The sequence below is a fragment of the Rhodococcoides sp. S146-33 genome (genome assembly GCF_059489205.1).
Map to the genome: position 1 here is coordinate 993,065 of NZ_JCAJWY010000002.1, position 22,348 is coordinate 1,015,412.

24 protein-coding genes are annotated in these 22,348 nt (G+C 64.9%); 14 read left to right on the forward strand and 10 right to left on the reverse strand.

What is annotated here, in order from left to right:
• Positions 1-7: 7 nt before the first annotated feature.
• Complete coding sequence (locus tag AC5WEY_RS13165; RefSeq protein ID WP_495646184.1) at positions 8-1,732, forward strand: acyl-CoA dehydrogenase family protein; 1,725 nt, start codon at positions 8-10, stop codon at positions 1,730-1,732.
• A 10-nt stretch (positions 1,733-1,742) separates the two neighbouring features.
• On the opposite strand, the gene AC5WEY_RS13170 is transcribed toward AC5WEY_RS13165, so the two are convergent.
• Positions 1,743-2,183 carry a ferritin-like domain-containing protein gene (locus AC5WEY_RS13170; RefSeq protein WP_057477651.1) on the reverse strand — a complete coding sequence of 147 codons (441 nt, stop codon included), beginning with the start codon at positions 2,181-2,183 and terminating at the stop codon, positions 1,743-1,745.
• Complete coding sequence (locus tag AC5WEY_RS13175) at positions 2,180-2,722, reverse strand: hypothetical protein (RefSeq protein WP_495646185.1); 543 nt, start codon at positions 2,720-2,722, stop codon at positions 2,180-2,182. Before AC5WEY_RS13175 ends, AC5WEY_RS13170 begins: the two co-directional genes overlap by 4 nt.
• A 128-nt stretch (positions 2,723-2,850) precedes the next feature.
• Between AC5WEY_RS13175 and rimP the strand changes: the two genes are divergently transcribed.
• The 8 genes from rimP to AC5WEY_RS13215 all read left to right on the forward strand — a co-directional run bounded on the left by rimP (position 2,851) and on the right by AC5WEY_RS13215 (position 11,175).
• Positions 2,851-3,426 carry a ribosome maturation factor RimP gene (gene rimP, locus AC5WEY_RS13180; protein ID WP_495646186.1) on the forward strand — a complete coding sequence of 192 codons (576 nt, stop codon included), beginning with the start codon at positions 2,851-2,853 and terminating at the stop codon, positions 3,424-3,426.
• Positions 3,423-4,430, forward strand: a complete 1,008-nt coding sequence (nusA, locus tag AC5WEY_RS13185; protein WP_057477652.1) for a transcription termination factor NusA — start codon at positions 3,423-3,425, stop codon at positions 4,428-4,430. Before rimP ends, nusA begins: the two co-directional genes overlap by 4 nt.
• Before the next feature lie 96 nt (positions 4,431-4,526).
• Complete coding sequence (locus AC5WEY_RS13190; protein WP_495646187.1) at positions 4,527-4,859, forward strand: YlxR family protein; 333 nt, start codon at positions 4,527-4,529, stop codon at positions 4,857-4,859.
• A 97-nt stretch (positions 4,860-4,956) separates the two neighbouring features.
• Entirely contained in the window at positions 4,957-7,836 is a 2,880-nt protein-coding gene (gene infB, locus AC5WEY_RS13195) for a translation initiation factor IF-2 (RefSeq protein WP_057477653.1), read from the forward strand.
• 154 nt (positions 7,837-7,990) lie between these two features.
• Complete coding sequence (locus tag AC5WEY_RS13200) at positions 7,991-8,281, forward strand: DUF503 domain-containing protein (RefSeq protein ID WP_032377081.1); 291 nt, start codon at positions 7,991-7,993, stop codon at positions 8,279-8,281.
• 104 nt (positions 8,282-8,385) lie between these two features.
• Positions 8,386-8,850, forward strand: a complete 465-nt coding sequence (rbfA, locus tag AC5WEY_RS13205) for a 30S ribosome-binding factor RbfA (protein ID WP_057477786.1) — start codon at positions 8,386-8,388, stop codon at positions 8,848-8,850.
• Between the two features lies 1 nt (position 8,851).
• Entirely contained in the window at positions 8,852-9,850 is a 999-nt protein-coding gene (locus AC5WEY_RS13210) for a DHH family phosphoesterase (RefSeq protein WP_057477654.1), read from the forward strand.
• Positions 9,847-11,175 carry an MATE family efflux transporter gene (locus AC5WEY_RS13215; protein WP_495646188.1) on the forward strand — a complete coding sequence of 443 codons (1,329 nt, stop codon included), beginning with the start codon at positions 9,847-9,849 and terminating at the stop codon, positions 11,173-11,175. Before AC5WEY_RS13210 ends, AC5WEY_RS13215 begins: the two co-directional genes overlap by 4 nt.
• On the opposite strand, the gene AC5WEY_RS13220 is transcribed toward AC5WEY_RS13215, so the two are convergent.
• From AC5WEY_RS13220 to AC5WEY_RS13235, 4 genes are read right to left on the reverse strand one after another with little or no spacing between them, the layout of a single operon-like run.
• Positions 11,164-12,258, reverse strand: a complete 1,095-nt coding sequence (locus AC5WEY_RS13220; protein WP_156399514.1) for a sulfate/molybdate ABC transporter ATP-binding protein — start codon at positions 12,256-12,258, stop codon at positions 11,164-11,166. The two genes, AC5WEY_RS13215 and AC5WEY_RS13220, sit on opposite strands and share 12 nt — an antisense overlap.
• Entirely contained in the window at positions 12,255-13,064 is an 810-nt protein-coding gene (locus AC5WEY_RS13225) for an ABC transporter permease (protein WP_200936581.1), read from the reverse strand. The genes AC5WEY_RS13220 and AC5WEY_RS13225 overlap by 4 nt, the downstream gene beginning before the upstream one ends.
• Positions 13,061-13,852 (reverse strand): molybdate ABC transporter substrate-binding protein, encoded by a 792-nt coding sequence (gene modA / locus AC5WEY_RS13230; RefSeq protein ID WP_495646189.1) that lies wholly within the window; start codon positions 13,850-13,852, stop codon positions 13,061-13,063. The genes AC5WEY_RS13225 and modA overlap by 4 nt, the downstream gene beginning before the upstream one ends.
• Before the next feature lie 16 nt (positions 13,853-13,868).
• A complete protein-coding gene (locus AC5WEY_RS13235; protein ID WP_057477789.1) occupies positions 13,869-14,267 on the reverse strand; it encodes a TOBE domain-containing protein in 399 nt (132 codons plus the stop codon).
• Positions 14,268-14,508: 241 nt separating this feature from the next.
• Between AC5WEY_RS13235 and AC5WEY_RS13240 the strand changes: the two genes are divergently transcribed.
• Genes AC5WEY_RS13240 through truB form a run of 3 tightly spaced genes read left to right on the forward strand, consistent with a single transcriptional unit; the run spans position 14,509 to position 17,062 of the window.
• Positions 14,509-15,432: a metallophosphoesterase family protein gene (locus AC5WEY_RS13240; RefSeq protein WP_057477657.1), complete on the forward strand. Its 924-nt coding sequence runs from the start codon at positions 14,509-14,511 to the stop codon at positions 15,430-15,432.
• Positions 15,429-16,094 carry a 4'-phosphopantetheinyl transferase family protein gene (locus AC5WEY_RS13245; RefSeq protein WP_057477658.1) on the forward strand — a complete coding sequence of 222 codons (666 nt, stop codon included), beginning with the start codon at positions 15,429-15,431 and terminating at the stop codon, positions 16,092-16,094. Before AC5WEY_RS13240 ends, AC5WEY_RS13245 begins: the two co-directional genes overlap by 4 nt.
• 35 nt (positions 16,095-16,129) lie before the next feature.
• The gene (truB, locus tag AC5WEY_RS13250; RefSeq protein ID WP_495646190.1) at positions 16,130-17,062 is read left to right on the forward strand and encodes a tRNA pseudouridine(55) synthase TruB; all 933 of its coding nucleotides are present in this window, start codon (positions 16,130-16,132) and stop codon (positions 17,060-17,062) included.
• Positions 17,063-17,096: 34 nt separating this feature from the next.
• Here truB and AC5WEY_RS13255 read toward each other — a convergent pair whose 3' ends face one another.
• The 4 genes from AC5WEY_RS13255 to AC5WEY_RS13270 are packed head-to-tail and all read right to left on the reverse strand — an operon-like array spanning position 17,097 to position 20,501.
• The gene (locus AC5WEY_RS13255) at positions 17,097-17,831 is read right to left on the reverse strand and encodes a metal-dependent transcriptional regulator (protein WP_495646562.1); all 735 of its coding nucleotides are present in this window, start codon (positions 17,829-17,831) and stop codon (positions 17,097-17,099) included.
• A gap of 19 nt (positions 17,832-17,850) precedes the next feature.
• Positions 17,851-18,723, reverse strand: coding sequence for a metal ABC transporter permease (locus AC5WEY_RS13260; protein ID WP_057477660.1), 873 nt, complete (start codon positions 18,721-18,723; stop codon positions 17,851-17,853).
• Between the two features lie 3 nt (positions 18,724-18,726).
• Entirely contained in the window at positions 18,727-19,542 is an 816-nt protein-coding gene (locus tag AC5WEY_RS13265; RefSeq protein WP_495646191.1) for a metal ABC transporter ATP-binding protein, read from the reverse strand.
• The gene (locus AC5WEY_RS13270; protein WP_495646192.1) at positions 19,539-20,501 is read right to left on the reverse strand and encodes a metal ABC transporter substrate-binding protein; all 963 of its coding nucleotides are present in this window, start codon (positions 20,499-20,501) and stop codon (positions 19,539-19,541) included. The genes AC5WEY_RS13265 and AC5WEY_RS13270 overlap by 4 nt, the downstream gene beginning before the upstream one ends.
• 103 nt (positions 20,502-20,604) lie before the next feature.
• Between AC5WEY_RS13270 and AC5WEY_RS13275 the strand changes: the two genes are divergently transcribed.
• Entirely contained in the window at positions 20,605-21,573 is a 969-nt protein-coding gene (locus AC5WEY_RS13275) for a bifunctional riboflavin kinase/FAD synthetase (RefSeq protein WP_495646193.1), read from the forward strand.
• Positions 21,574-21,696: 123 nt separating this feature from the next.
• Complete coding sequence (gene rpsO / locus AC5WEY_RS13280; protein ID WP_027496764.1) at positions 21,697-21,966, forward strand: 30S ribosomal protein S15; 270 nt, start codon at positions 21,697-21,699, stop codon at positions 21,964-21,966.
• Positions 21,967-22,348 lie beyond the last annotated feature (382 nt).

Here is a 22,348-nt window from a genome sequence, read left to right on the forward strand (position 1 = left end):
TCACACCGTGGCTCAGTATGCGCTGTTCGATCCGACGACCTTTGACCCGACCGAACTCGACGAAGACTCCCGCCGACAGTTGCGCGCACTGATCGACTGGTTCGAGAGCCGCGGCAAAGGCAGGCTGTTGGCGGATGATCTCGACAGCGTCTGGCCCGCCGACTTCCTGGAATTCGTCGCCGAGCAGAAGTTGTTCGCAACGTTCTCCACCCCCGCCGCGTATGCCGACGGACTGCCGAACACACGGTGGGACGCCGCACGTAACGCTGCGCTGAGCGAAATTCTCGGGTTCTACGGGCTGGCGTACTGGTACACCTGGCAGGTCACCCTCCTCGGTCTCGGCCCGATCTGGATGAGTGCCAACGACGACGCCAAGCGCCGTGCAGCAAAGGAACTCGACCGCGGCGGAGTCATGGCGTTCGGCTTGTCCGAGCGGGCGCACGGTGCCGACGTGTATTCCACCGACATGTTGTTGACGCCCTGCACCGACGACGCCGACCTCGACTTCACCGCATCGGGGGAGAAGTACTACATCGGAAACGGCAACGTCGCGGGGATGGTGTCGGTGTTCGGTCGGCGCACCGATATCGAGGGACCGGATTCCTACGTGTTCTTCGTAGCCGACAGCGCGCATCCTGCCTACCGGTTGCGTGAGAGTGTCGTACACGGCCAGATGTACGTCAGTACGTTCTCGCTCGAGAACTATCCGGTCCGCGAGCAGGACATTTTGCACACCGGTGCCGACGCCTTCTCGGCGGCGCTGAACACGGTGAACGTCGGCAAGTTCAATCTCTGCACCGGTTCGATCGGGATCTGCGAGCACGCGTTCTACGAGGCGATCACCCACGCGAACAACAGAATTCTGTACGGCAATCGCGTCACCGATTTCCCGCACGTGCGCAGCGCATTCGTCGACGGTTACTCACGCCTGATCGCGATGAAACTCTTCAGCGCCCGGGCAGTCGACTACTTCCGCGCAGCCGGACCCGAGGACCGGCGCTACCTGCTGTTCAATCCGATGACCAAGGCCAAGGTCACCTCGGAGGGCGAAACCGTCGTCCGGCTGTTGCACGACGTCATCGCGGCCAAGGGGTACGAGAGGAACACGTACTTCCGCGAGGCTGCCCAGCTGATCGGAACACTTCCCAAGCTCGAGGGCACCGTGCACGTCAACGTTGCCCTGATGCTCAAGTTCATGCCGGCCTACATGTTCTCGCCCACCGACTACCCCGACGTCGGCACCCGAACCGAGCCGGTCGACGACAGTTTCTTCTTCGCACAGGGTCCGGCCAGAGGCGCGAGCAAGGTTCGGTTCCACGACTGGAATCCGGTGTACCAGAAGCACTCCGGTATCCCCAACGTCGGACGGTTCTACGAGCAGGCGCAGGCGTTCAGGTCGTTTCTCGCCGAGTGCGCGCCCGACGAAGCGCAGCAGAAGGACCTCGACTTCCTGCTCGTGGTGGGGCATCTGTTCTCACTCGTGGTCTACGGTCACCTTCTGCTCGAGCAGGCCGACGAGATCTCGAACGAGATGCTGGACCAGATCTTCGATTTCCAGATCAGGGACTTCTCCGGTTACGCCGTCGCGCTGTACGGCAAGCCGTCGTCGACCGAGGCTCAACAACAATGGGCGCTCGATGCCGTTCGCAAGCCGGTGGTCGATGCGAGCCGTTTCGAGACCGTCTGGAACGAGGTCGTCGCGTACGACGGTCGGTACGAGATGCGCCCCTAGGCGAGAGCGGTCACGGCTGACCGGGAAAGGCCGTCGACGAGGGTGTGACTCCCAGGATCTGTTGCCACATCGCGAGCCGAACCGCAGCATCGGTCAACGCCTGCACACCCATCTCGCGGGTGCCACCGGACTGGCTGCGTTCGATCAGCGAACGCCACGCCACGCACGTGTCGATCTCGGCCTGCGCTGCCAACCGAGTGGCCGAGACTGCGTCGGTCACCGGAAACGGTGATGCGTATGCCGGATCGGGAAGGGGCACGGTGACACTGGCCGCCTGGAGCGCATCGATGGTTGCGTCTCTGCGGGCACGATGGGCAGCTGTGTTCGATGCAACCAGATCGGCGCGCGTGGGGTTGGAGAACGCCGCGACGACGCCGTAAGCGAATACCGCCGCGTACTCGGCTTCGAGCGCGTCGACCAGCCCTTGCTGTTCCGGACCGAGATCACTCATGCCAGTACCACCAGAGCGGACACCGTGCACGACGCGCTGATCGAACCGAGAAGACCGGCCCGATAATCGCTTTCGTTTCGAGCCGCGTCTGCTGCACTGCGAGCCGACGCGGTCAACATCTCCCGCACCGCCGCGATATCCGGTGGCGGAGCGACGGGTGCGACGGTAGTCGTGATTGCCGACGGGGAGGTGTCTGTCGATGCACCGGTGGCGCGGGCGATCTCGGTGTCGAGCGCAGCCGCGTGCTCAGTTCGCTGAGCCGCCACGATGCCGAGCGCAGCTGCGTAGTCGGCTATCACCGTCGATGCCGCGGTGGCATCCGCTGCGTCGCTGCGGGCAGCACGCAGTTGTGCGGTCAGGGAATCGAGAGCTGGGCCGGAGATCTCGTCGTCGGCGCAGGCCGCAACGGTGGAGACGGTGGCCGCAGACAGCGCTGCGGCACCGGCGAGTCGGAACAACCCGCGGCGACTGAGCGCAAAGGGGGCGATCGGCGTGGGCACCCCGACATCGTGCCAGACCGCAGCACCTGCACGTGCCATGCCCGCGTGTCGTCGAGGCGTAGGTGGTCACGAGCAGTGTCTGCGGGGCGGTAGTCTGTTGGTTCGGCAAACGCAGTCCGGCTGCCGCTCGCCGGATCGCCCACAACTACACACGAGGAGTTCGCGACATGCCTGTTCCGTCCAAGGAGAGGGTTGTCGAACTACTCGGCGACCTCGTTCGAGAACGGGGCTACGACCTCGAAGACGTGAACGTCGTCGCAGCAGGCAAGCACAGCGCGGTGCGCATCATGGTCGATCGAGAAGAGGGCATCGACCTGGACGCGCTCCCGGACCTCAGTCGCGAGATCTCCGACGCCTTCGACGCCGTGCCGGATTTCGGTGAGGCGCCGTACACGCTCGAAGTCACCACTCCCGGAATCGACCGGCCGCTGACCGAGGCGCGGCATTGGCGTCGGGCACGTGGACGCAAGGTGCGCATCGAGTTGGCCGAGGGCAAGCTCGACGCTCGGGTCGGGGTACTCGACGGTGATTCGGTCACCGTGGTGATCAAGGAGAAGGGCATCCTGTCGACTCGGTCGATCCTTCTCAAGGATGTTATGAAAGCTGTTGTGCAGGTGGAATTTTCGAAGCCCACCGCCGAGGAGATGGACTTGGCGGGTGGTGTGGTCGGTAGCAGGCCGTCGCCTGCGAACACCGATGAAATCGTGGATGTGGAAGCACCGGAAGAAGGGTCTGACAAGTGAATATCGACATTGCCGCACTGCGGGCGATCGAGGCGGACAAGGGAATTCCGATCGAGATGGTCATCTCGACGATCCAGACCGCATTGCTGACCGCATACCGACACACCGAGGGGCACCAGTCCAACGCGTGGATCGATGTCGATCGCAAGACCGGCTCCGTTCGAGTGATGGCCAAGGAGATCGACGCCGACGGCAACGTCATCTCGGAATGGGACGACACCCCGGAGGGGTTCGGGCGTATCGCAGCCACCACTGCACGCCAGGTCATTCTCCAGCGCCTGCGCGACGCCGAACACGAGCGGTCCTTCGGTGAGTACTCCACTCACGAGGGTGAGATCGTCAACGGTGTCATCCAGCGCGACACGCGCGCCAATGCAAAGGGCACCGTCATCGTGCGCATCGGCAGCGACACCAACGGGGCCGACGGACTTTTGCCTCCCGCCGAGCAGGTTCCGGGCGAAACATACGAGCACGGCGAACGCATCAAGTGCTATGTCGTCGGAGTCGCCCGGGGCAACCGGGGTCCGCAGATCACGCTCTCACGCACACATCCGAATCTGGTGCGCAAACTGTTCGCCCTCGAGGTCCCCGAGATCGCCGACGGTTCGGTCGACATCGTGGCGGTCGCACGCGAGTCGGGTCATCGGTCGAAGATCGCTGTCGCCTCCACGGTGTCCGGCCTCAATGCCAAAGGTGCGTGTATCGGACCGATGGGGCAGCGGGTACGGAATGTGATGAGTGAACTGGCGGGCGAGAAGATCGACATCATCGATTTCGACGAGGACCCGGCCACCTTCGTGGGGAATGCACTCTCGCCGTCCAAGGTTGTGTCTGTGACGGTCGTGGATGCCGCTGCTCGTGCCGCGCGTGTGGTGGTTCCGGAGTACCAGCTTTCTCTCGCGATCGGTAAAGAAGGACAGAATGCTCGACTGGCCGCCCGACTGACCGGTTGGCGTATCGATATCCGCAGCGATGCGGCGGCACCCGAGACGACCAGCGCATAGGGCCGGAATGCGGAGTTCGAGGCAATACAGCGGTAGAGTGGTCGTTGGTTCGGTAACGAACTCTCTTCCCAGAAGCACGAATGCGAGTATCCGGTTGTGAAAGCCCGGCCGATTCGTACGTGCGTCGGGTGCAGGGAGCGAGTTCCGGCCGCCGATCTGTTGAGGATCGTGGTTCGAGAAGCTGGTTCGCACGAATTCGCTCTCGTCCCCGACGTCCGGCATTCGATGCCCGGCCGTGGTGCGTGGTTGCACTACAGCCGAGAATGCCTGCACAATGCGGAGCGGCGCCGAGTTTTCGGTCGCGCGTTTCGGATATCGGGAAATGTGGAATCGTCCGCAGTGTCAGCCGTGCTCGATGAGCGCGACCAGCTGCCGGTCGAGGACACGACAAGAGCAACACCCGTCGACAAGAACAGGCAACAGCACTGATGAGCACACCGTGAAGCACCAACGATGAACGTCCATCGGAGATAACCCGAGGTCGTGCGGGCACCAAGCCTCGCTCGGCCTCTCAGTGAGGAGAGCAGTGGCAGGCAAGGCCCGCGTGCACGAGTTGGCAAAAGAACTCGGTGTCACCAGTAAGGAACTACTCGCACGGCTCAAAGAGCAGGGCGAGTTCGTCAAGTCCGCATCATCCACAGTCGAGGCCCCCGTGGCTCGTCGACTTCGTGAATCCTTCCCGTCCCAGACTGCAGATGCGCCCGCACCCAACGGTCGCGCAGCAGCCGATCGCGCTGCCGGCAGCACCGCGAAGCCGGGCGCAGCAAAGCCCGGTGGACCCCGTCCGGGCCCCAAGCCTGCACCCCGCCAGGCAGAGCCGGAAGCACCCGCAGCCCCGGTCGTACAGGCTCCCGTCGAAGCAGCCCCGGCTGCTCCCGCTACTCCTGCACCTGCCGCGCCCGCCCCGCAGCCCGCTGCTCCGGCCGAGCAAGCACCGGCAGCACCAGCAGCGTCGGCCGACACCGCCGATGCAACACAGGCTCCGGCAGCACCCAAGCCCGCAGGTCCCGGCCCCAAGCCCGGCCCCAAGGCTCCGCGCGTCGGCAACAACCCGTACTCCTCGGCCCCCGTGGAACGACCGGCTCCGCGGCCGGCTCCCGGTGCCCCGCGCCCCGGCGGCGGACGTCCCGCTCCCGGACAGGGTGGGCCTCGTCCCGCCACACCGTCGGCCGGCAGTCGTCCAGCTCCCGGTCAGGGTGGGCCTCGCCCCGCTCCGGGCCAGGCCGGACCTCGTCCGAGCCCGGGCTCGATGCCTCCTCGGCCCAATCCGGGTGCCATGCCGACCCGTTCGGCTCGTCCGGGACCCGCAGCAGGACGCCCCGGTCGCCCCGGCGGCGCACCGGGCGGACGTCCGGGTGGCGGCGGCGGTGGTGGCTACCGCGGTGGTGGCGCTCCGGGCGCTCCCGGTGGTGCTCCCGCAGGCGGCGCTCCCGCAGGGGGCTTCCGTGGTCGTCCCGGTGGCGGTGGCCGTCCCGGTCAGCGCGGCGCAGCAGCAGGTGCATTCGGTCGTCCCGGCGGAGCAGTCCGTCGCGGCCGTAAGTCGAAGCGGGCGAAACGCGCCGAGTACGAGAGCATGCAGGCTCCCGCAGTCGGCGGCGTCAGGCTGCCCCGCGGCAACGGTGAGACCATTCGTCTCGCTCGCGGCGCATCGTTGTCGGACTTCGCGGACAAGATCGACGCGAACCCGGCCGCACTCGTGCAGGCCTTGTTCAACCTCGGCGAGATGGTCACTGCGACGCAGTCGGTCAACGACGAAACGTTGGAGCTGCTCGGCGGCGAGATGAACTACGTCGTTCAGGTCGTCAGCCCCGAGGACGAGGATCGTGAACTGCTCGACTCGTTCGACCTCACCTACGGCGAGGACGCCGGCGGCGAGGAAGATCTCGAACAGCGTCCCCCGGTGGTCACCGTCATGGGCCACGTGGACCACGGCAAGACCCGCCTGTTGGACTCGATTCGTAACACCACGGTGCGCGAAGGTGAGGCCGGCGGCATCACGCAGCACATCGGTGCCTACCAGGTGCTGACCGAGCTCGAGGGCAACGAGCGTCTCGTGACGTTCATCGACACCCCCGGTCACGAGGCCTTCACGGCCATGCGTGCTCGTGGTGCCAAGGCCACCGACCTCGCGATCCTCGTGGTTGCGGCTGATGACGGCGTCATGCCACAGACGGTGGAAGCCATCAACCACGCCCAGGCGGCCGATGTGCCGATCGTGGTCGCGGTGAACAAGATCGACAAGGAAGGCGCGAACCCGGACAAGATCCGGCAGCAGCTGACCGAATACGGTCTGGTCGCCGAGGAATACGGCGGCGAGACGATGTTCGTCGACATCTCCGCCAAGCAGGGCACCAACATCGATGCCCTCCTCGAAGCGGTACTGCTGACGGCCGACGCATCGCTCGATCTGCGCGCAAACCCGGACATGGAGGCTCAGGGTGTCGCCATCGAGGCGCATCTCGACCGTGGTCGTGGTCCGGTCGCGACTGTGCTCATCGCCCGCGGAACGTTGCGTGTCGGTGACTCGATCGTTGCCGGCGACGCGTACGGACGTGTCCGCCGCATGGTCGACGAGCACGGCGAGGATGTCACCGAAGCGTTGCCGTCGCGGCCCGTTCAGGTCATCGGCTTCACGTCGGTGCCCGGTGCAGGTGACAACCTCCTGGTTGTCGACGAGGACCGGATCGCTCGTCAGATCGCCGATCGTCGCAATGCACGCAAGCGCAACGCGCTCGCAGCCAAGAGTCGTAAGCGCATCAGCCTCGACGATCTCGATGCAGCTCTGAAGGAGACTTCGCAGCTCAACTTGATCCTCAAGGGTGACAACTCGGGAACCGTCGAGGCCCTCGAAGAGGCGCTGCTCGGAATTCAGATCGACGACGAGGTCGAACTGCGGGTCATCGACCGCGGTGTCGGTGGCGTCACGGAGACCAACGTCAACCTGGCGTCGGCATCCAACGCGATCATCATCGGCTTCAACGTTCGAGCGGAAGGCAAAGCCACCGAGCTGGCCAACCGCGAAGGCGTCGACATCCGGTACTACTCGGTGATCTACCAGGCGATCGACGAGATCGAGAAGGCCCTCAAGGGCATGCTCAAGCCGGTATACGAGGAGGTTGCCCTCGGGCAGGCCGAGATCCGTGCGCTGTTCCGTTCTTCCAAGGTCGGAAACATCGCCGGTTGCCTCGTCACCTCCGGTACGATCCGTCGCAACGCGAAGGCACGGCTCATCCGAGACAGTGCCGTTGTTGCGGAAACCGTCACGATCTCCTCGCTACGGCGCGAGAAGGACGACGCGACGGAGGTCCGTGAAGGATACGAGTGTGGTTTGACGGTGACGTATTCCGACATCAAGGTGGGCGATGTCATCGAGGCGTACGAACTCCGTGAAAAGCCGCGCGACTAGAACAGATGCGGAGCCTCCGGGCTCCGCATCCGGTCGCGTCGGCTCGGTGGTGAAGCCAGGGGAGTGACACTGCGCTCCGACTTTCGAGCCGGTGGTGGTACGACATCTGTACCGCCACCGGCTTTGTCGTCGAAGCCGATCGAAGGACGTCAGCGTGTATCTGGGTGCTCTGGAGTTGGACGTGTTGTTGGGGGACGTACGTTCGCTGGCCGAGAAGCGGTCGATGATGGAACCGGTTCTGGGTGATCTGCAGAGGTTGGGCGTCTCGGCGGCGGAAACCGGTGAACGAGAACGTATTCGACGGTCGTTGCTGGGGGTCGCCGCCGCAGGTACCGATGTGGACCTGCTGCACGACAAGCTGGACGAATGCGAGCGGCACGTCGCCGAACGCCACGATCTGGAATTGTTGGCAGTACGTCGGAGAATATTCGGACCCGAGGATTGATTCGGGAAGTCCTGTCGAGCACTGCTCGGCAGGCGTGAACATCGCAGCCGCCGGGATGTCGCACTTCGGTCGACGTCCGGCCATGAAAGAGGAGTGTGATTGTCGTGGTGGACCAGGCCAGGGCTCGTAAGTTGTCCAAGCGAATCGCTGCCATCGTTGCAACGGCGATCGATCACGAGATCAAAGATCCGCGGCTGGCGTTCGTGACCATCACCGACACCAAAGTCACCGCAGACCTGCACGACGCCACGGTGTACTACACCGTGATGGGTGAAGACCTCGATACTCCACCCGATCTGCAGGCTGCCGCGGCAGGCCTGGAGAAGGCCAAGGGTGTGTTGCGCTCGAAGGTCGGAGCCGGAACGGGTGTCCGATACACACCGACGTTGACGTTCGTGACCGACACGGTGCCCGACACCGCTCGGCACATGGAAGACCTTCTCGAACGCGCCCGCGTGGCCGACGAGGAACTGGCTCGTGCGCGTGCGAACGCCACACCTGCCGGAGACCCGGATCCGTACAAGGCTCCGCGCGAAGTGGCAGACGTCGAGCCCGCCGAAGCCGACTGACATGTCCGATGGTTCGGGGGCAGAGTCGCCGCAGGACGAGGATTTCGCACGGGCGATCGAGATGTTGGAACACGCATCGTCGGTGACCGTTCTGTGCCACGTCCAGCCCGACGCGGACACCATCGGTAGCGGGCTTGCGCTCGGTTCGGTACTCGAACGCCGCGGCACCGATGTGCAGGTGGCATTCGCGGCACCGGCATTTCTGCCCGAATCCATGAACGCGCTGCCGGGCCGGCACCTGTTGGTCGACGCCGACAAGGTGGCCGAAACTGTGGATCTGGTCGTCACTGTCGACGCCGGCAGCCGGGGTCGGCTCGGTTCGCTGGGCGATCGACTCGATTCTGCGTCGGCCAGCCTCGTCATCGATCATCACCGAAGCAACACCCGTTTCGGAACTGTCAACGTGGTGCATGCGTCAGCGGAATCGACCACTGCTGTGATCGCGCGGCTGTTGGACCAGTGGGGTGTCGAGATCGATGCAGATCTGGCGCATCTGCTGTTCGCCGGCCTGGTCACCGACACCGGTTCGTTCCGTTGGGTTCGCCCGGGTTCGCATCTGCTGGCCGAGAGACTGTTGGCGACAGGTATCGACGGCGCACACATCGCGCGCAAGCTGCTCGATACTCACCCGTTCGATTGGCTGCCGATGCTCGGGTCGGTGCTCGGTTCGGCATCGCTGATTCCCGAGGCGGCCGACGGGCGCGGATTGGTCTACGCGGTCATCCGGAGCGAAGACTCGGCCGGGTTGCGCTCGGAGGAGATCGAGAGCGTTATCGATATCGTCCGCACCACGTCCGAAGCCGAAGTGGCCGCGGTGTTGAAGCAACAGGACTTCGGCGCGGTCTGGGTGGTGTCGTTGCGGTCCAAGACCGAGGTCGACGTGTCCGCCGTGGCGTGCGTCCTCGGCGGTGGCGGACACCGCAACGCGGCCGGCTACACCGCAACCGGTGAGCTCGCCGACGTGATCGACGCTCTGCGCGGGGCCCTGTCCACGTCGTGAGTGCCTCGCCGGTCACCGCTCGTCGAATTCTCGGCCTGTCCCTTCCCTCTCTCGGCGTGCTCGCCGCCGAGCCCCTCTATCTGCTGTTCGATGCCGCTGTCGTCGGCCGACTCGGTGCGCTTGCGCTCGCCGGCCTGGCGATCGGTGGTCTGGTACTGGCGCAGGTCAGCACCCAGTTGACCTTCCTGTCCTACGGCACGACGGCGCGAGCCGCACGTATGCACGGTGCCGGGCGCGAACACGACGCCGTGGGTGAGGGAGTCCAGGCAACCTGGTTGGCATTCGGACTCGGGGTCGTCATCGTGGCGGTCGTGCAACTCGCGGCCGGGCCTGTGGTGTCGGTCCTGACCGGAGGTGGGGACATCGCCGCCGAGGCGATCGCGTGGCTGCGTGTCGCGCTGTTGGGTGTGCCGTTCATCCTGATCTCCTTGGCCGGAAACGGGTGGATGCGCGGTGTCCAGAACACCGTGACACCGCTACGTTTCGTTGTGCTCGGCTTCGGTGTGTCGGCGGTTCTGTGCCCGCTTCTGGTTCACGGATCGTTCGGATTCCCGCGGTTGGAGCTGGTCGGGTCGGCCGTGGCAAATGTGATCGGTCAGGGCGTCGCCGGTGCCTTGTTCGTGCTCGCGGTCGTTCGGGAAAACACCGGACTGCGTCCGAGATGGTCGGTGATGCGTGCGCAGTTGGTACTCGGTCGCGATCTCATCGTGCGTAGCCTCGCTTTTCAGGCCTGCTTCCTCTCCGCCGCCGCGGTCGCGTCGAGGTTCGGGGCTGCCTCGGTTGCTGTGAACCAGGTGGTGCTGCACATGTGGAACTTGGTGTCACTCATGCTCGATTCGTTGGCAATTGCGGCGCAGACCCTCGTCGGGGCTGCGTTGGGAGCCGGCCGGACCGAGGATGCCCGCGCACTCGCATGGCGCTTGACCGCATGGTCGACGGTATTCGCCGTGGTCCTGGCCGGCGTGTTCGCCGTCGGACGCTCGTTCGTCCCAGGCCTGTTCACCAACGATGCGTCGGTCGTCGATCAGATGCATGCGATCTGGTGGATCTTCGTTGCGATCATTCCCATTGCCGGCGTGGTGTTCGCGTTGGACGGAGTGCTGCTCGGCAGTGGCGATGCAGCATTCCTACGGAACGCCACCATGGCATGTGCCGTCGCGGGGTTCCTGCCGTTCATCTGGTCCGCTCTGGTCTTCGACTGGGGGTTGGTGGGAATCTGGATCGGACTCGGCGTCTTCGTCTCCCTGCGCATGTTCGCGGTGGCCGGGCGGGTGCTGTCCGGTAAATGGCTGGTGATCGGCAGCGATCGTCAATTACGGGGATGACGGCAACGCTGGATGCAATGCCACCTCGAGGCTCTTCACCACGAAGTACACGCTGCGCCCCGGCTCGAGCTCGAGATCGGAGACCGCAGCGGGGGTGATGTCGGCGGCCATGCCGGGCGAGCCGTCGGGATGCGGACGGGACCGAACGCGAATGCCGGAGCCCTGCACCTCCATCTCGTCGATCACTACTTCGAAGACGTTCCGCGGACTGGCGTGGGGGGCTGTCGGGTGCACCGAGACCGCGGCGGGGGAGAAGACTGCGACCAGCGAGGTTCCGGCGACGTGTTGCCCTGACCCGTGGACCGTCAGGCCCCAGCTCGTGGTCAGCGCGGTCGTTCCGTGATCATCGGCCGCGCGGCCTGAGAGCAGGTTGACTCCGGCGATGCGAGCACCGAATTCGCTTCGCGGAGCGGCGAGTACCTCCGCAACCGACCCTCGCTCGACCACGCGCCCGCCGTCGACGATCGCGACGGAGTCGGCCAGCGCGACGACGTCGAGCAGATCGTGAGTGACGATCAGCGCCGTACGAGAGCGTTCGCGCAGTACCGAGCGCAGCACTCTGCGGATCGCCGGCGCGGTCTCGACGTCCAGCGCCGCAAGGGGTTCGTCGAGCAGTAACAGCCGCGGATCGGCGGCGAGGGCACGCGCGATCGCTATGCGTTGGGACTGGCCACCGGACAATTGGCCCGGGCGACGACCGGCGAGATGAGAGGCTTCTACCGCGGCCAGCCACCTGTCGGCCACAGTCTTCGAGGACTCTCGACTCGCACCCGCGCTCCGCGGCGCGAAGGCGACATTCGTTCGAGCGTCCATGTGGGGAAACAGCAGCGCGTCCTGCGCGAGGGTGGCGACTCCTCGTGCGTGTATCGGGACGAAGGTTCTCGTCGACGTGTCGGTCAACATGTCCTCGCCGAGTCGGACAACACCGTCGTCCGGTCTCACCGAGCCCGATACGAGCTGCAGCAGTGTCGATTTACCGGCCCCGTTGGGTCCGAGGATGGCAACGGTCTCGCCCTCTTCGACGTCGAGTTCGAGATCGATGCCACGGACATCGAGAGTGGCACGCACGTGCAGCGAGCTCACAGCGACGACGATCGAGTACCGCGCGCGGTGACCACGACGAGGGCCGCAACCAGGATCAGCACCAGCGACAGAGCCACCGCGGCATCCGGATCGGCCTCGCGCTGCAGATAGATCTCCAATGGCAAAGTCCGGGTTACTCCTTCGAGCGAGCCGGCGAAGGTCAAGGTCGCTCCGAATTCGCCGAGTGCGCGGGCGAACGCGAGAACGGTACCGGAGATCAATCCGGGCAAGATCAGGGGAACGGTGACGCGTCGCAGAACGGTGGTCGGAGTTGCCCCCAGAGTCGCCGCAACCACGTCGTAGCGACTTCCGGCCGTACGCAGTGCGCCTTCGACGCTCACGACGAGAAACGGCAGCGACACGAACACCTGCGCCAACACGACGGCGGAGGTGGTGAACGCGATTCTGATACCGAACGCATCGAGATGTTCGCCCAGCAATCCCTGGCGTCCGAAGGTGTAGAGCAGCGCGATGCCGCCGACGACCGGCGGCAGCACGAGGGGGAGTACGACGAGAGAGCGAAGCACCGAGATTCCTCGAACAGCGCTGCGCGAGAGCACGAGTGCCATCGGCACGCCCAGCAGTAAGCACACCACGGTGCTGGCTGTGGCCGTCTTCAGGCTCAGGATCAGCGCTGCGACTGCAGACTCCGAGGTGACGAGACCGACGAAGTTCGACCAGTCGATCCGGGTGAACATCGCGGCCAGGGGTGCCACGACGACGAGCGCGCCGACGGCCGCCGGAACGAAGATCCACAGCGGTACCCCGACCGCCGACCGCCCGCCATCGGCGGCGCGCACGGTCACGGAGCGGCGAAGCCGGCTCGGGCGAGGACGTCTCGGCCCACCGATCCGGTGACGAACTCGGCGAACGCGCGAGCGGTGGCCTCGTTCTCGGACCCGCTCAGGGTCGCAATCGGATAGGTGTTGACGGCTTCGCTCGATTCCGCGAACGGCACGGCGGTCACGGCGTCACCCGCCCCTGCTGCGTCGGTGACGTACACCAGCCCGGCATCGGCCTGACCCGACGTGACTTTGCCCAGTACGTCGGTGACGGACGATTCCTCGCTCACCGCCGGGATGTCTGTGCCGGTTGCAGTTTCCACGGCTGCCGTCGCCGCACCGCACGGCACCTGAGGGGCACAGATCACCGTCAGAAGGTCGGTATTCGCCAGATCGGCGAAGGATGTGATGCGATCCGGGTTACCCGGCGCGGTGACGATGGTCAGGGTGTTGGAGGCGAAGTCGACGGGATCGCCCGCGACCACGCCGGCATCGACCGCCTTCGTCATGTTCTTCGTATCAGCCGAGGCGAAGACATCGGCCGGCGCTCCGGCGATCAGCTGCGTGACCAGGTCGGAGGATCCCGCAAAGCTGAACTCGACCGAGGTACCGGGATGCTCGGCCTCGAAGCGCGGACCGAGTTCGGTGAACGTTGCGCGCAGCGATGCAGCAGCAAAGACGGTGATGTCACCCCCGATGGCAGCACCGGTCGCGGCCGTATCGGAGGCACCGGATTCGGACGCCCTGTCGCATCCGGCGAGGACAAGAGCGACGGCACCGAGAGCCGCGAGTACCGGTCCGAGTTTCTGCACTGAAATCTCCTGCGATCTAGGGTGTCTCGACGATGACGGTGGTGGCCTTGACGACCGCGACGGTCACCTTGCCGGGCTCGAGGCCGAGTTCACGAACGGACCCGGTACTCATCAGAGACACGATGGAGAAGGGCCCACATTGCATGGTGACCTCGCTCATCACCGTGTCCGAGACGACCTCGGTCACCAGCCCGACCAGTCGGTTACGGGCGGAACTACCGCCGGACGCCACTTCGGGTGGGGGCGCGGCATGCTGGCGGGCATAAGCGGCGAGGTCATGCCCGGCGATCACCTTGCGCCCGGTCTCGTCCTCGAACGAGGCGAGTGTGCCGCTGTCGATCCACCTCCGCACGGTGTCGTCACTGACGCCGAGAAGTGCAGCCGCGTCTCGGATACGGACCGGGGGCACCGTCATCGTTGCACCTGAGATGCCACGTAAGTCCGCAAAAAAGTCATGAGAGGCACCATATACCCGAATCTGCGGTTGCATCGACAGATTACTTCCAGGGTGGCCAGAACCGACGGCCATGACAGGGCTATCGCGTCACCCCGCCTGGATGCACCGCGGAATCTCCGTGGAGGATTGAGCGTTGATACGTTCTCGGGCGGTTCGGCGACTCGACGTCGACGGCCCAACGGATCGGAAGGGGTCATCAGTGGCAGCGAAGCTGTGGGCAGTGAGCGACATTCATGTCGGACATCGGGGCAACAGGCCCGTCACCGAGGACATCTTCCCCGAGTCTCCCGAAGACTGGCTGATCGTGGCCGGAGACGTCTCGGAGAAGACCGACGACATCAAGTGGGCGCTCGAACTGCTGCGTAGTCGTTTCGCGAAGGTCATCTGGGTTCCCGGAAACCACGAGCTGTGGACGACGGTGAAGGATCCCGTCCAGATCCACGGAGCGGCCCGATACGAGTATTTGGTCAACCTGTGCCGTGAGATCGACGTCGTCACTCCGGAGGATCCGTACCTGCTGTGGGAGGGGGAGGGTGGTCCGGCGACGATAGTGCCGATGTTTCTGCTGTACGACTACACCTTTCTGCCGCAGGGAGCGCGGGACAAGGAGCACGGGCTGGCGATCGCACGAGAGAAGAACGTCGTCGCCACGGACGAATTTCTGCTGTCCTCGCAGCCGTACGCCACACGTGACGCCTGGTGCCACGCGCGTATCGAGACCACTCGCGAGCGTCTCGATGCCCTCGACACCACCGTTCCCACGGTGCTGATCAACCACTTTCCGATGGTCCGTCAGCCGACCGAGGTGCTCTTCTACCCGGAGTTCGCGCTGTGGTGCGGGTCGACTCTCACGGCGGATTGGCACACCAGGTACAACGCGATCTGCTCGGTGTACGGGCACCTGCACATTCCGCGGACCACCTACTACGACGGCGTCCGCTTCGAGGAGGTGTCGGTGGGATATCCACGCGAGTGGCAGCGCCGTGGATTGCCGAAAAATGTTCTGCGACAAATACTTCCGGTCCCCGAGTATCCGCCGGGTTCGTTGAACAAATGGGGCGGACATTTCACCGTGACCCCCGAGATGGAGGCAGAAGTAGAGAAGATGAGGGCGGGCAAGTGATCGAATCCATACTTCCGAACGGTGTGGTCTCCGCCGAACTGTTCGCCGACCCACCGGACCTGGTGCCCCACCCGCTCGAAGCGCCGCTGGTCGCCAAGGCGGTGGACAAGCGCAAGCGTGAGTTCACCTCGGCTCGGCACTGTGCTCGCGTCGCCATGGGGAAGTTGGGTGTGGAGCCCGCACCGATCATGCGGGGCAAATCCGGTGCGCCACAGTGGCCGAAGGGTGTGGTCGGATCGTTGACGCACTGCGACGGTTATCGGGGTGCCGTGTTGGCCTACTCGATGCAGGTGCGATCGGTGGGTATCGACGCCGAGCCGCACGGGCCGCTACCCGACGGTGTGCTCGAGGCAGTGAGCCTGAAGGCAGAGCGAGACTGGCTCGCGACGGCGGGCCGTGAGGACGTGCATTGGGATCGAGTGTTGTTCTGCGCCAAGGAAGCCACGTACAAGGCCTGGGAACCGCTGACCGGGCGGTGGCTCGGTTTCGAGGATGCGCACATCACCTTCGAGCGCACCGGCTCCGGTGACGACATCTCCGGGACGTTCCGATCCGAACTGCTGGTGCCCGGCGATACCGTGTCCGGGCCTCCGCTGACGTCGTTCGAGGGTAGATGGATGGTGGCCGGCGGGCTGGTGATGACGGCGATCTCGGTGATGTGACGACCGGCTCGTCCCGCCTGGCACAATGCTCTCTCGTGAGTGCTCGCGAAAAGATTTCGTCCGGTCTCGTCGGTGCCGGCTTACTGGTGGTCGACAAGGGACAGGGCGTGACGAGTCACGATGTGGTGGCGTCGTGTCGAAAGCTGTTGCGCACCAGAAAGGTCGGCCACGCAGGAACTCTCGATCCGATGGCTACCGGCGTACTGGTGCTCGGTGTGGAGCGGGCGACCAAGATGCTCGGCCTGCTCTCGCTCACCACCAAGTCGTACACCGCGACGGTGCGGCTCGGCCGTAACACGACGACGGACGACGCCGAGGGCGACGTGCTGACGGACGTCTCGGCCGCGCACCTCGCCGATTCGGACATCGCGACCGCGATCGCCGCGTTGACCGGTGACATCGAGCAGGTACCGGCGAGCGTCAGCGCCATCAAGGTCGACGGACAGCGAGCACACAAGTTGTCTCGCGCCGGCGAGGAGTTCACCCTCGCCGCCCGGAAGGTCAGTGTCACCCGATTCGACGTGACGGCCAGGCGTGATGTCGTCGAACACGACGCCACCTTCGTCGACCTCGATGTCGAGGTGGACTGCACGTCGGGGACGTACGTGCGGGCTCTGGCCCGTGATCTCGGTGCAGCACTGGGTGTCGGCGGTCATCTGACCGTGCTGCGCCGCACCCGCGTAGGTCCCTTCACGCTCGAGCATGCCCGGACGCTCGAGGAGTTGGCCGAGAATCCGGCCGTCAGTCTGGATATCGACGAGGCCGCACGTACCGCTTTTCCGCACCGACAGATCGATGCAGGCGAGGCGGAATCACTGAGCCAGGGGCGCTGGCTGGACCCGATCGGAATCGACGGGGTGTACGCGGCCGTCGATCCGACCGGTCACACCATTGCTCTGCTTCAGGAGAAGGGCAAGCGCGCCAGCTCGGTCATGGTCGTGAGGCCCGCGACGTTGCGCGGGCACTGAAACATTCGGCACGGGTGCGGCACGGACCCGAAGATCAGTTCGTTGGAACCATCCAGATCGCCTCGGCGGCGCGATGGCCGAGGTCGATGGAATCGGTGGTGCCGGTGCGAGCCAGCTCGATGGCGACGGTGCCGGCGTAGTCGCGTCGTTCGACGACCGTGATCGGCAGATCCAGCGTGATACCGACGGAATCGAAGTATCGGAGCATCGCCGGGTCGGAGTCGGAAATTCTGGCGACTCGGCCGGATTGTCCATCGAGGTACTCGCTCAGGCGGGTCGCGGACGGAGTTTCGATTGCGCCGTCGACCGAGGGAATCGGGTCGCCGTGCGGATCCCGTTCGGGGTGGCCCAGTTTGGCGTCGATTCGATCCATCATCAGATCCGAGACTGCGTGTTCGAGAATCTCCGCCTCGTCGTGCACTTCGTCCCAGCCGTAACCCAGTTCTCGAACCAGGTAGGTCTCGATCAGACGGTGCCGACGCACCATGCCGATGGCAGCCAGGCGACCTTTCTCGGTGAGCGAGATGGCTCCGTAACGGGCGTGGTCGACCATGCCCTGATCGGCCAGCTTGCGAATCGCCTCGGACACCGTGGAGGCAGAGACGCCGATGCGCTCGGAGAGCATCTTGGTGCTGACGGAGTCCTCGCTCCATTCACTGGCCGTCCAGATGACCTTGAGATAGTCCTGCGCAACCGCGGACAGCTGGACACCCTCGTCGGCCGGTGCGGGATCGGTTTTTTGTTGCGCCACGGTGCCGAGCTTAGGCAATCCAATGGAAAAAGACATCTCACCCGGCCGGAGCCACCGGCACCCGACCGCGCTGCCTCAGAGCGCGGGTGACGATGCCCTGCGAGGGGCTCAGCAGGTAGGCGAGCACGAAGACGAGCCCTTGGGTGAGTACGACGCTGCCACCGGAGGACACGTCGAGGTAGAAGCTGGCGTAGATCCCCACCAGCGCGCACCCGACCGAGATGAGTGGTGCCAGCACCAGCATGCGGCCGAAACTGTGTGTGAGCAGGTACGCGGACGCACCGGGAGTGATGAGCATTGCCACCACCAGGATGACGCCCACGGCCTGTAGTGCGACCACGGTGGTCAGCGCCAGCAGGGTCAGCATCACGGCCGAGATCACGGTCGGATTGATTCCGACGGCGCGTGCTTGGGTGCGGTCGAAGGCGAAGAGCGTGAAGTCGCGACGCTTGACGATCATGATGATCAGCGCGATTCCGCCGAGGACGAACACCTGCACCATGTCGGCCTGCGAGACGCCGAGCAGGTTGCCGAACAGGATGTGATTGAGGTCGATCTGGCTGGGAAACTTCGAGATCAATACCACGCCGAGCGCGAACAAGGTGGTGAAAACGACGCCGATCGCGGCGTCCTCCTTGACGATGGTGGTGTTGCGGACGACTCCGATGGCACCGACCGCGATGAGGGCGAACAGTAGCGCCCCGATCGCAAAGGGTGCACCGAGCAGGTACGACAGCGCGACACCGGGCAGAACGGCGTGCGAGACCGCGTCGCCCATCAGAGACCAGCCGATGAGGACGAGCCAACAGCTCAACACCGCGCACACGATCGATGCGGTGACCGTCACCAGGAGCGCCCGTTGCATGAAGGTGTATTCGAGTGGGTCCACGAGAAAGTCGATGACGTACACGGTTCAGCTCGCTTCCGCGGTTCGAGTTGCCGGTCGTGAGGTGCCCGCGCCCAGTTCGTCGATCTTCGACGGATCGATGCCGAAAGCCAGAGCGAGGTTCTCGGGGCGAAGTACCTCGGCGGGACTGCCGTGCATCAGGACCCGCTGCTGGAGCAGGATCGCCTCGTCGCACAGGTCGGGCAAGGCATGCAGATCGTGCGTGGACACGAGAACCGATGCACCGTGTGCGGCGAGTTCCCGCAGCAGCCGGGTGATGGTTGCCTCGGTCTTCTTGTCCACTCCGGCGAAGGGTTCGTCGAGCAGGAGCAACGACGCCTCCTGGGCAATGGCGCGGGCCACGAACGCGCGCTTGCGTTGGCCACCGGAGAGCTGGCCGATCTGTCGGCCCGCGAGATCGGCGAGGTCGACGCGGTGGAGGGCCTCGTCGACGGCGCGCCTATCGGCTGCTCGAGGTGTGCGAAGAAAATTCTGCTTTCCGTATCGCCCCATCATCACCACGTCCCGCACACTGATCGGGAACGTCCAGTCGACCGATTCCGCCTGGGGTACGTAGCTGACGGTGCCTGCCTTGCGCGCCTGGGCGGGGTCGCCGCCGAACACGGTGATCGAGCCGGAGTTGGGCTTGACCACGCCCATGACGGCCTTGAACAGCGTCGACTTGCCCGATCCGTTCATGCCGACCAGTCCGCACACTCGTCCCGGTGCGAGAGTGAGGCTGGCATCGACGAGAGCTACGACTTCGCGGTATCGCACGCTGACGGTGTCGACCGACAGCGCTGCTCCGTTCCCGTCGGGCTGGGTTCCAGGGTTTCGGGTCATCGGTCTCCTACCAGTGCGTCGGCGATCGACCGCGCGTCGTAGCGCAGAAGATCCAGGTATGTGGGAACGGGGCCGGCCGCATCGCTCAGCGAGTCGACGTAGAGCTTTCCTCCGAATCGAGCGCCGGTGTCCTCGGCCACCTGCAGCTGCGCCTTGTCCGAGACGGTCGACTCGCAGAAGACGGCGGGTACGGCGTTGTCGCGAACGAAATCGATGGTGCGCACCACCTGCTTCGGCGTTCCTTCCTGCTCGGCGTTGACCGGCCACAGGTACGCCTCCTGCAGGTCGAAGTCGCGGGCCAGATAGCCGAATGCACCTTCACAGGTGACCAGTGCGCGCTGACGTTCGGGCAATGCCGAGAGGTCGGCGTCGAGTTCGGCACCGACCTCGCGGAGTTGTCCGATGTACGCGACCGCATTCGCGCGGTAGTCGTCAGTGTTGGCGGGATCGAGCTCGACGAACGCGTCGGCGATGTTCTGCACGTAGGTCTCGGCGACGACCGGCGACATCCAGGCGTGCGGGTTGGCCTTTCCCGCGTAGGCATCGTCGCGAATGTAGACCGGTTCCACGCCCGCACTCACCACCTTGTGTGGTGCGGGAACACGTTCGACGAACTTCGCGAACCACGACTCGAGTCCGAGTCCGTTGTCGAGAATCAGTTCGGCTTGCTCGGCAGTGCGTAGGTCTCCCGGTGTCGGCTCGTAGCCGTGAATCTCGGCACCGGCCTTTGTGATCGATTCCACTCGCAGGTGTTCGCCGGCGACGTTCGCGGCCATGTCGGCGAGAACGGTAAACGTCGTCAGGACGAGTGGTCTGCCGTCGTCGGACGCAGCCCGATCGTCGTCGCCCACGGCGCGGGCGCAGCTGGTCGACGCCACGACCAGGAGGCCGGCCAGCACCCAGCTCAGCGCTACGCGTCGAGTGCGAAATCCACTCGGGCGAAGAAAAAAGTTAGGCACTCCGAAATATTTACCGTGGGGATACCTTTTTGTCCATAGCTGCCATTCGCGACACGCCTGGCCGAGGATGACCGAGCGGCCGTCGGGCCGTAGGCTTCGCGGTGTGCAGAGATGGCGAGGTCTCGACGATGTACCTGCCGACTGGGGTCGGTGCGTGCTCACGATCGGCGTCTTCGACGGCGTCCATCGCGGACATGCGCAACTGATCGGTCGGGCGGTGGCTGCAGCGAAGACGCGCGGCGTTCCCAGCGTGCTCATGACGTTCGATCCGCACCCGATGGAAGTCGTGCGGCCGGGGAGTCACCCTGCTCAGTTGACCACCCTGACGCGGCGAGCCGAACTCGCCGAGGAGCTGGGCATAGACGTGTTCTGCGTCATGCCGTTCACGCCCGAGCTGATGAAACTCACCCCCGAGCGATACGTACACGAGATCCTGATCGAACGTCTGCACGTCGCCGAAGTGGTCGTCGGTGAGAACTTCACCTACGGGAAAAAGGCACTCGGCACCGTACCCATGCTGCGCAAGATCGGTGAACGGTCCGGATTCGCAGTCGACGGCGTCAATCTGCTCGCCGAGCATGCCGTGACGTTCTCCTCGACGTACATCAGATCGTGCGTGGACGCCGGTGACGTGGCCGCAGCCACGGCCGCGCTCGGGCGACCGCATCGGGTCGAGGGCGTGGTTGTGCACGGGGACGGTCGAGGCCGCCAAATGGGTTATCCGACAGCCAATGTCGCGCCGCCCATGTACTCGGCCATTCCTGCCGATGGCGTCTACGCGGCATGGTTCACCGTGCTCGGGCCGGGTCCGATCATGGGGACGGTCACGCCGGGGGAGCGACATCCGGCTGCCGTGTCGGTGGGCACCAACCCCACGTTCTCGGGTCGTACCAGGACCGTCGAGGCGTTTGTGCTCGACGGTGAGGCAGACCTGTACGGGCAGCATGTGGCGGTCGATTTCGTCGAGCGGCTGCGCGGGATGGAGAAGTTCGATTCGATGGAGGCGCTCGTGGAGGAAATGGGCCGCGACGCCGACCGTGCCCGCTCCATTCTGGCGTCGAGCACAGCCTGATAGGCTGTCCCCTCGGTGCTCGCTGCGGTCCGTGGCGGCTGTACCGGCTTCGGTCCCGCTCGCTCGATCGGCGGGACGCGTTGCTTCCTTTCACGCGGACGTCATTGATCAGGAGTAGTACCAGTGGCATTGACCACCGAACAGAAGAAGGCCGTTCTCGGCGAGTACGGCTTGCATCCCACCGACACGGGCTCGCCCGAGGCGCAGGTTGCAATGCTCACCAAGCGCATCGTCGACTTGACCGAGCACCTCAAGATGCACAAGCACGACCACCACTCCCGCCGCGGCCTGCTGCTGCTGGTCGGACGTCGTCGTCGCCTGCTCAAGTACATCGCGAAGGTCGACGTCACCCGCTACCGCTCGCTCATCGAGCGTCTGGGTCTGCGTCGATAATTCGCAACGACGCGAGGATGTCACCTCGGCACGGTTCGACGCGCCGGTGTACACCCGACTCGCAGCAATAGTGCAGTAGCCAACGAGGCAGTGCTTAGACTGGTCCTCGTTGGCTATCTGTGTTTGTACCGCAAGAACAGTTTCGCCAGCACGACAAAAGCGGATGCACGGCATCCGCACACCGCCGTGTATGCCTGTCACGCCGTGGTGACGGTCTTCGGTAGTGGCCTCTCGGATACGAGATCCGGTGGGCTTCGATCGATGGCCGCCTCCGCGCAGCCGCGTCCCGAGAGAAGCTCGGAGATGGACGGCGCAGGTATGCCGCCACAGCCAGGAGGGCTCGTGGTGTGTCCACGCGGGCACGGCAAAGACGAGAGGACGA